Consider the following 9289-nt stretch of genomic DNA (forward strand, 5'->3'; position numbering starts at 1 on the left):
TTGGGACTGGAACCCGCATTCGCGCGAAACACCGTGGCGTGGCCGCTAGCCGGTTTGCTGCCGCCGGAGCCGGACGATCCGGATTTCGCCATCCCGCGCGGGGCGCTGCGTGTTTCGCCGCGCGACAGGCCGGAAGACAGTTACATCGCCGATGCCGACGGCGAATTGACGACGGTACCTGTGGAGCCAGTGCGGCAGTCACGACAGAAGCAGCGGCGCCGCAACTGGACGGTGGCGATCGCCTGCTCTTGCGCATTCCACGTAGCCGTGGCGCTGGCCTTTCTCACGCTGCCGGACGGCCGGCCAAGGATCGAAGGTGCCGACCAGCAAGGCGAAATGCTGCTCGGCGCCGATCCGCAGCAGGCGGCCGGCGATGTCGGAGACGACCCGGAAGTGGCCAACGTAACGATGGTGACCATGCTCGACGCCAAGCCCGTCGAAACGGTCGAGGCACAGGCGACCGCGGCGGAGGAGACCCTCCAGCCGGTCACTGACGCGGCCGAAGCATCGGGAACAGAAGAGGTCGAGCCGGTCAGCGAGGCCGCAACGGAAACTGCTGCCCTTGCCGATCGCACCGAGCCGGCACCTGCCCAAGCCGTCCAGCCTGCCCGCCAGGACCCATCGCCCGACATTCTTGCGACCGACAGGCTGGTGCCTGCCGACGACAATGTCGTGCCGCCGCCAGTCAGCGCGGTCGAAACTGCCGAGCCTGCCGAGACAGATGCACCAGCACCAGCCGACCCGGCGCCGGGCGAAACAGTTCAGACGACCGAGACAGTCGGCGCGGCGGAAGAACCGAAGCCGGACAGGCCGGAGCCCAAGCAGCCGAAGAAGGCAACCGCAAAGAGCAAGCCGGCCAGGAAAGCCGAACCGACCGAGGCTGAAAAGCCGGTCGCGCGCAAGAAGGCGGACAAGGCACTTGCCAAAGCCGACACCAAGGAGAAAAAGACCGGTTCTGGCGGCCGTGACGGAACGGACGTCGCGCGCGGCATGGCCGACGGCAAGAAGGATGGCAAGATCCTGACCGCCAGCAGGGGCGGCAAGTCCGGCATCGGCAATGCAGCCGTCACGAACTATCCCGGCAAGATCAGGTCAAAGCTGGTGCGGGCGTTCAATTCGACACGCACGCGCGCCACCGGCACGGCTACCGTTGCCTTTACGGTCGGCTCGAACGGCAGCGTCCGGTCGGCCAGGCTGACGGGCAGTTCGGGTGTTGCCGCGCTGGACAAGGCCGCACTCGACGCAGTCCGCCGGGCATCTCCGTTTCCCCCTATTCCGGACGGAGCCGGTCGCTCGGCCTGGCAATTCCAGGTGCCGCTCGGTATCAGGTAACGATCGTCTCCATGCGGGCACCAAAGTCGGCGCCGCCCCTGCCCGCGATGAGCGAGCCCTAGCGAAACCCTCAGGCCGCGGCCAGCAGGCTGGCATTGCCGCCCGCCGCCGTGGTGTCGACGCACACGGCGCGCTCGTGCGCATAAGCGGCCGGATAATAGACTTCGCTGACCAGCGGCACGATCGGGCCGGCGCGCTCGGCGATGACCTTGCGTACGATGCGTGTGGCCTCGGGCGTGCCGGAAAAGGCGACGACATCGACCCGCAGCGAGCGCGCTTCGACCGGGTCCGGCCGGCCGTCGATCGCCGCCAGCGGCAGGCCCTTGCCGGTCAGCGCTGATAGCGCCGCCGGCGCGCCGGGTGCGACGGCGAGCACGGCATTGCCGGCGGCCAGCGCCTGGATCGTCTGAGCAAGCAGCGTATCCGCGTCGGGACCGAGGCAGAGCACGCGCCCGCGCGGCGACAGCGACAGCGTGTTGGCCTCGCCGGTCGGCCCGGGCAGGTCGACCTGGCCGAAATCGATGGCGGCGGCAGCGCCGATGGCCGCGGCACCCTTGCCGCGCAGATGTTTCCTCAGGATGGCGACGCGATCCGGCCGCGTCGACCAGCCGCCAAACGCCGGGTCCGGCAGATTGTCGGCGAGCTCGGTCGCAGTCACCTTGCGGCCTTCGGCAAGATGGGTGCCGGCCTCCGGCCCCTTGCGGAAGCGCCGGAGATAATGTGGCCCGCCGGCCTTCGGCCCGGTGCCGGAAAGCCCCTCGCCGCCGAACGGCTGCGCGCCGACGACGGCGCCGATCTGGTTGCGGTTGACGTAGATGTTGCCGGCATGGATGCCGTCAACGAAATGCTGGGCGCGACCTTCGATGCGGGTGTGCAGGCCGAAGGTCAGGCCATAGCCCTTGCGGTTGATCGCCGCGATCACTGCATCGATCTCGTCGGCATCGAAGGTGGCGACATGCAGCACCGGCCCGAACACCTCGCGCTCCAACTCCTCGATGCCCTTGACCCGAAAGACGTGCGGCGCGACGAAGCGGCCGTCCTTCGGCGCTTCGAGCTTGGCGATCAGCCGGCCCTGCAGGCCCATTTTGGTGCAATAGTCGCGGATCGACGCTTGTGCCTCGTCATCGATGACCGGGCCGACATCGGTCGATATCCGCCACGGGTCGCCGAGGCTGAGCGCTTCCATCGCGCCCTTCAGCATCTCCAGCATCTTCTTCTCGACGTCCTTCTGCACGTAGAGAATGCGCAATGCCGAGCAGCGCTGGCCGGCACTCTGGAAGGCGGAGGCCAGGATGTCGCGCACCGCCTGTTCGGGAAGTGCTGTGGAATCGACGATCATGGCGTTCAGGCCGCCGGTCTCGGCGATCAGCATGGCGTCGGGCGCGGCGGTCTCGGCGAGCTGCTTTTCGATCAGCTTGGCGACCTCGGTCGAGCCGGTGAAGCAGACCCCGGCAATGCGCGGATCGGCGGTCAGCGGGCCGCCGACCGAGGGACCGTCGCCGGGCAGAAGCTGGATGACGTCTTCCGGCACGCCGGCCTCGCGCAGCAGCTGGACGGCGCGGAAGGCGATCAGCGGCGTCTGCTCGGCCGGTTTGGCGATCACCGAATTGCCGGTGACGAGTGCTGCCGCGATCTGCCCGGTGAAGATGGCGAGCGGAAAATTCCACGGCGAGATGCAAGCGATGGCGCCGCGCGCCTCGGTGCCCGCCTCGGCATTGGCGGCCTCAGCCGCATAGTAGCGCAGGAAATCGACCGCCTCGCGCACCTCGGCGACGCCGTCGGCGAGCGACTTGCCGGCCTCGCGGGCGGCCAGCGCGAAGAACTCGACGGCGTTCGCCTCGTAGAGATCGGCCGCCCGGTTGAGGATGGCGGCGCGCTCAACGACCGGGCGTCTTGCCCATGCCGGTCGTGCCTCGACGGCGATGCGCACGGCGGTCTCGACCTGCTTGGCGCTGGCCTCGCTGACCGTGCCGACCACTTCCGAAGGTTTTGCCGGATTGACGACCGGACGCTGCTTGCCGTAGCCGGCGGCGCGGCTGACCGGCTTGGCGTGCCAGCGGTCCGGCCCGGCGAACTCGGCCCTGGCCTTGTCGATCGCAGCCAGCGTCAGCGTGTCGGTGATATCGAAACCTTTGGAGTTGCGCCGGCCGGGACCAAAGATCGCCGACGGCGGCACGATCGCCGGATTGGCGGCGGGACCTTGTTTCTCCACCGTCTCGAGCGGGTCGCGGGCGATGTCCTCGGGCTCGACCTCCTCGTCGGTGAGTTGGTGGACAAAGGAGGAATTGGCGCCGTTCTCCAGCAGCCGGCGGACCAGATAGGCAAGCAGGTCGGAATGCGCGCCGACCGGCGCATAGATGCGGCAGCGCGTGCCTTCGGCCTTGCGCACCGTCTCGTGCAGTGCTTCGCCCATGCCATGCAGCCGCTGGAACTCGAATGTGTCGCGGTCCGTCGTCATCGACAGGATGGCGGCGACGGTGTGGGCGTTATGGGTGGCGAATTGCGGATAGATGCGATCGGTCATCGCCAACAGCTTCTTAGCGCAGGCCAGATAGGAGACGTCAGTGTTGGCCTTGCGGGTAAAGACCGGATAGCCGTCGAGCCCGAGCGTCTGCGCCCGCTTGATCTCGGTGTCCCAATAGGCGCCCTTGACCAGCCGCACCATGATGCTGCGGTCGTATTTCCTCGCCAGTTCGTAGAGCCAGTCGATAACGAACGCGGCGCGCGGGCCATAGGCCTGCACGACGACGCCAAAACCGTTCCAGCCGGCAAGCTCCGGCTCGGCCAGCACCCGCTCGATGACGTCGAGCGACAGCTCGAGACGGTCGGCTTCCTCGGCGTCGATGTTGAGGCCCATGCGCGAATGGCGCGCCGCCAGCGCCAGCGACAATAGCCGCTCGGCCATGACGGGCAGCATCTTTTCCTTCTGCGTCACTTCATAGCGGGGATGCAGCGCCGACAGTTTTACCGAAATGCCGTGATTCTGGCGGATGTCGGGGCCGTTGGCGCCGGCATCGAGCGAGGAGATGGCGTCGGCATATGCCTTGAGGTAGCGCAGCGCGTCGGCCTCGGTGCGGGCCGCCTCGCCCAGCATGTCGAAGGAATAGAGATAGCCCTTCTGCGTCATCGGCCGGCCGCGCCTGACCGCCTCGGCAATGGTGCGGCCGAGCACAAACTGCTCGCCCATCTCGCGCATGGCCGCCGCCACCGCCTTGCGGATGACCGGCTCGCCGAGCCGGCGCACCATGGCGCGCAGCGTGCCTTCGATGCCGCCCTCGCCCTCGTCGAGCACGCGACCGGTCAGCATCAGCGCCCAGGTCGACGCATTGATGAAGATCGAGCTCGAGCCGCCCGAATGCGCCGACCAGTCGTGCGGCGCAATCTTGTCGGCGATGAGGTCGTCCATCGTCTCGGTGTCGGGCACCCGCAGCAGCGCCTCGGCCAGGCACATCAGCGCCACGCCCTCCTTGGTCGAGAGGCCGTAGGCGGACAGAAAGACCTCCATCAGCCGCGGATCGGACGAGCCGCGCACCGCCCGCACCAGATCGGCGGCACGGACCGAAATCGCCTTGCGGTCTTGCACGGACAGCCCGGCCGCCTCGGCCAGCCGCTTCACCGCCTGGTCTTCGTCGGGCAAATAATTGGCACGGATCTGCTGGCGGATGGTGTCGAGCGCTGGCATGGCGGTCCTGTAGAGCGAGCATAAGGGGGCGGGCCGGCGGTCACCGGACCGAATGGCGCAAGCTAACATAAGTAGGGATTCCAGTCGGTCCAAAGAAATCGACAGCACAGGTCGATCGATCTATCATTAGGACTGATCACCTCCAATTCGACCAGGAATCCAATGACAGAAGACCAATTGGACCGGATCGACAGGAACATCCTGTCGGCGTTGGGTAGCAATGGCCGGCTTTCCATGTCGGATCTGGCGGCGAAAGTCGGCCTGTCGAAGACGCCGGTGCAGGCTCGAGTCAAGCGGCTGGAGAAGGACGGCTTCATCAGGGGCTACCAGGCGATCATCGACCGTGAGCGCATGGGCGAAGGCCATGTCGCCTTCGTCCAGGTGAAACTGTCCGATACCCGCTCGGCCGCGCTCGACGCCTTCAACCGCGCCGTGCAGGCGGTGCCGGAGATCGAGCAGTGCCACATGATGGCGTCGAGCTTCGACTATCTGCTGAAGGTCCGCACCACCGACATCGCCGCCTACCGCCGCGTGCTCGGCGAGCGCATCTCGGCCCTGCCGCACGTCGCCCAGACCTCGACGTTTGTCGCGATGGAGACGGTGAAGGACCGGTGAGTATCTCTGCATACAGACCGATGTCAGCGGCCGATCCAACGCTGGCGATTAGCCTATCCCCACCATCCCTTCGTCATCCCAGGGCGGAGCAAGGAGCGAAGCGACGCGGCGCAGACCCTGGGATCCATGCCGTTACCTCAGTCGAAGAATGCAGCGGTTCAGAACGGCACTTGTGTCGGCACCGGCGCCAGCTACCCTTCAACCATGACCGGCTATGCCTACATGACTGCAAGCCAGAAGCGCGGCACGATCTATATCGGCGTCACCAACGATCTCGGCCGCCGCATGCCGGAGCACAAATCCGGCCAAGGCTCGCGCTTCACCAGCCGTTACGGCGTGCAGCGTGTGGTCTGGTACGAGGAACATTTCGACATTCGCGACGCCATCCAGCGCGAGAAGTCGCTGAAGCGCTGGCCACGCCAGTGGAAGATCGAGCTGATCGAGAAGACCAACCCTGAGTGGTTCGAACTTTTTCGCGGGACGGGGTGGTAGCGTACGGTTCTGGTCCGCAGGCGCACTGCCGCGAGGTAACGGCATGGATCCCAGGGTCTGCGCCGCGTCGCTTCGCTCCTTGCTCCGCCCTGGGATGACGAAGTGGAGGGATGTCTCAGCTAATCTCGAGGCTTTGTGATTGCCACCTTCTTGATTTGCTTCAAGTCGGGAAAGTCGAAATCTATCTTCACGTCCCGGCAAACCCAACCTCACTCCGCCAGTGTCTTCAAAAACGCCACCAGCGCCGCGCGTTCGCGATCCGAAAGCTGCAGCGGATGGACCTCGGATGTGCCCTCGACACTTGCGGGCGCCCTGGAATAATGCGCCACCACCTCGTCCAGCGAGGAAAACTGCCCGGCATGCATGTAGGGCGGCCGGGTGGCCGCGCCGCGCAGCGACGGCGTCTTGTAGGCGCGGACGAGTTCCGGCCCGGCCTTGACCATGAAGCGCAGTTCGCGGCAGGCGCTGGCATCGCCGTCGCGAAAGGCGCCGAAACAGTTGAACGGATCGGCCTCGACCTGCGCCACCGCGTCGACACGGCCGCGATCCGGCGGCAGGCCCGCGACCGGCGGCACGCCGGTGTTGTGAAAACTGCCGTCGGTAAAACGCGGGCCATTGTGGCAGGTCACGCAATTGGCCTTGCCGATGAACAATTTCAGGCCGAGGATTTCCTCCGGCGATAAGGCGGCGTCGCCTTTCGGCTCGGCGCCCGCGGCCAACTCGATGGCAAAACGGTCGAAGCGCGTCTGCGGCGGCTCGATCGAGCGCTCGAAGGCAGCGATCGCCTTGCCGATATTGGCAAAGACGCGGTTGACGTCCTCGGCTTGGCTGGCGGGCATGGCGTTCCAGGCCGCCTTCTCGGCATCGGTGCCGAGCGGGCCGGCATTGGCCGGCACGCCCGAAAGGTCCGGCAGCGGCCCGAAGATGCGCTCGTAGCGCTCGCCGAAGCGGGCCTTGATGTAATGCGCGAAGGCGGCGCGGTTGCCAGCCTGCTCCAGCGGATTTTCGAGCGGTGTCAGCGCTTGCGCCCACAGGCTGTCGCGCCGCCCGTCCCAGAAGAACCAGGGATCATGCGCGACGCCGGCCAACGGCATGGTGCGCCGGTTGGTGCGGCCGACGCCGACCGCTTGCGGCAGGTCGTCCTGGAACTGCCGGTCGATCTTGTGGCAGGTCGAGCAGGATACCGTGCCGCCGCCGCTCATCCCGGTGTCGAAGAACAGCGTCGAACCGAGTGCCGCGGCGGCCGGCACATCGGCGAAGCGATTGGTGGTGTCCGGCTTCAACGGCGGCAGCCTCGACAGCGCCAATGAGGCGACGGTCTGCTTTTCGGCGTCGGAAAACTCCGGTCTGCCGCAGCCGGCAAGCACGGCCACCACCACCAACGCGAGAAGACTGAAAAACCGGGCCATCAGTGGCTCACAGCACCACGTTGAAGACGACAGTGTCCGAACCGGCCGCGGCGGAAATGGCAAAATGCAATTGCCACCACCCGCTCATCGTGAATTTCACGCCGTCGATGCGATAGCGCCCCTCGCTGAGGTAATCGGTCGCCTGCGGACTGGTCGGCAGACCGTGCTTGTGCTGCGGCATGCCGCCGGAAATCGTTATCGCAGCACCTTCCACCGGCGCACCCTCGACGGTTTTGAGCGTGAGCAGCCAGGATTCCAGTTCGCCCTGCCGGATGACGCCCTTCTCGGGCTCGAAAGTCGCCACGAACAGCTTGTTCGCCGTCGTCTTGGAACGGCCGACGTCCGAACTTGGTTGCGGTGCATGCGGCGCCGTCAGATAGACGACGGCCAGAACGCCGGCGAGCAAGGTAGCCAAGCCGAGGCCTCCAAGAAGATAACGCCATAACGATGCCAAACCCATTCCTGTTCTGCGGATAACGTTTCGCTGGGCAGATCGCGTCCCACGCCCCTGTGGGAAATCGCGCCCAGTGCAAGAATCCGCCATCGCCGAGCATGGCGCTGCCGGCCGCAAAAAGCTACAGCACCGCAATTGCAGGATGGAGGAGTGCTTCATGGCAGGAAACGGCATCGCCTCGATCGGCGAGTGCATGCTCGAGCTTTCGGGCCAGGTCGGGCCGAACTGGCGCATGGGCTTTGCCGGCGACACGTTCAACACTTTGTGGGCGCTGCATGCCTTGAGCGGCGAACGGCCGGCGACCTATGTGTCGGCCTTCGGCGACGACCCGTTCTCACGCGACCAGATCAAGTTCCTGGCCGAAAACGGCATCGGCATCGGCGCCAGCCCGATAATACCGGGCGCCCGCCCCGGCCTCTATGCGATCACACTGACCGGCGCCGAACGTTCTTTCACCTATTGGCGGGCCGATGCGGCCGCAAGGCAGTTGGCTTCGGACCCAGCCGCTTTGCAGAAAAGCCTTGAAAACCAGGCGCTTGTCTATTTTTCCGGAATCACTTTGGCAATCCTCGACGACGACGCACGCGAGGTGCTGCTGGCGGCCGTGGCCAAGGCGCGCGCGGCCGGCTCGCTGATTGCCTTCGATCCCAATTACCGGCCGCGGCTGTGGCGCCGGCGCGAGGAAGCGCAGGCCGCGATCCTCGAGGCGCTCGCCGTCGCCGACATCGCACTACCCACCTTTCCCGATGAGCAGATGCTGTTTGGTGATACGACACCGCAGGAAACAGCCGAACGGCTGCGAAAGCTGGTCGGCGAACTCGTCGTCAAGAACGGCGAGGAGCCGGCGCTGATCGCGCAAAACGGAACCTTGCAATCGGTGCCGGCGGTACACGTCGCCAGCCCAATCGACACCACCGGCGCCGGCGACTCCTTCAACGGCGCCTATCTCGCCGCTCGCCTTGCCGGCCATGCGCCGACTGAAGCGGTGCAGCGCGCCCATCGCGTCGCCGCCGCCGTCGTGCAGGTGCGCGGCGCGCTGGCGCCGTTCGAGACGCTAAGGGCTGCGTTCGAGGCAACTGCTATCTGACCTTGATGACGACCTTGCCCTTGGCGCGTCCTGTTTCCACATAGGCCAGGGCGTCATTGGCCGCTTCGAATGGAAAGACCCGATCCAAAACCGGGCGGATCGCGCCGGCTTCGATGAGGGCGGTGATTTTGCTTAGGTCGTGAACCCATAAATGGGAATGAGGGAGATGGGTGAAAAGCGATCGTTGCGTCGTTTGACAGATCGCGCATATTGTCGAG

The 9289-nt window shown here is 66.0% G+C and carries 8 protein-coding genes; 4 read left to right on the forward strand and 4 right to left on the reverse strand.

Features of this window, described 5'->3' with window-relative positions; translation table 11 throughout:
* Positions 1–1332, forward strand: coding sequence for an energy transducer TonB family protein (locus NKI95_RS28960; RefSeq protein WP_352721082.1), 1332 nt, complete (start codon positions 1–3; stop codon positions 1330–1332).
* Between the two features lie 70 nt (positions 1333–1402).
* Here the strand turns inward: NKI95_RS28960 and putA are convergent, their stop codons facing one another.
* Positions 1403–5014: a bifunctional proline dehydrogenase/L-glutamate gamma-semialdehyde dehydrogenase PutA gene (putA, locus tag NKI95_RS28965; protein WP_352721083.1), complete on the reverse strand. Its 3612-nt coding sequence runs from the start codon at positions 5012–5014 to the stop codon at positions 1403–1405.
* A gap of 162 nt (positions 5015–5176) precedes the next feature.
* On the opposite strand from putA, the gene NKI95_RS28970 reads away from it, so the two are divergent.
* Both NKI95_RS28970 and NKI95_RS28975 read left to right on the forward strand, forming a co-directional pair.
* Positions 5177–5629 carry an Lrp/AsnC family transcriptional regulator gene (locus NKI95_RS28970; protein WP_352568904.1) on the forward strand — a complete coding sequence of 151 codons (453 nt, stop codon included), beginning with the start codon at positions 5177–5179 and terminating at the stop codon, positions 5627–5629.
* A 204-nt stretch (positions 5630–5833) separates the two neighbouring features.
* Positions 5834–6121 carry a GIY-YIG nuclease family protein gene (locus tag NKI95_RS28975; RefSeq protein WP_352721091.1) on the forward strand — a complete coding sequence of 96 codons (288 nt, stop codon included), beginning with the start codon at positions 5834–5836 and terminating at the stop codon, positions 6119–6121.
* Between the two features lie 209 nt (positions 6122–6330).
* Here NKI95_RS28975 and NKI95_RS28980 read toward each other — a convergent pair whose 3' ends face one another.
* Together NKI95_RS28980 and NKI95_RS28985 are read right to left on the reverse strand one after the other, a co-directional pair.
* Positions 6331–7530 carry a cytochrome-c peroxidase gene (locus NKI95_RS28980; protein ID WP_352721084.1) on the reverse strand — a complete coding sequence of 400 codons (1200 nt, stop codon included), beginning with the start codon at positions 7528–7530 and terminating at the stop codon, positions 6331–6333.
* Positions 7531–7537: 7 nt separating this feature from the next.
* Positions 7538–7984 (reverse strand): FixH family protein, encoded by a 447-nt coding sequence (locus NKI95_RS28985; RefSeq protein WP_352721092.1) that lies wholly within the window; start codon positions 7982–7984, stop codon positions 7538–7540.
* Positions 7985–8141: 157 nt separating this feature from the next.
* On the opposite strand from NKI95_RS28985, the gene NKI95_RS28990 reads away from it, so the two are divergent.
* The gene (locus NKI95_RS28990) at positions 8142–9071 is read left to right on the forward strand and encodes a sugar kinase (protein WP_352721086.1); all 930 of its coding nucleotides are present in this window, start codon (positions 8142–8144) and stop codon (positions 9069–9071) included.
* Here the strand turns inward: NKI95_RS28990 and NKI95_RS28995 are convergent.
* The coding region (locus NKI95_RS28995; protein WP_352721087.1) for a zinc-binding dehydrogenase at positions 9064–9289 on the reverse strand (226 nt) is incomplete at its 5' end. The two genes, NKI95_RS28990 and NKI95_RS28995, sit on opposite strands and share 8 nt — an antisense overlap.

The sequence above is a fragment of the Mesorhizobium sp. M0306 genome, from assembly GCF_040321655.1.
Taxonomy (GTDB): domain Bacteria; phylum Pseudomonadota; class Alphaproteobacteria; order Rhizobiales; family Rhizobiaceae; genus Mesorhizobium.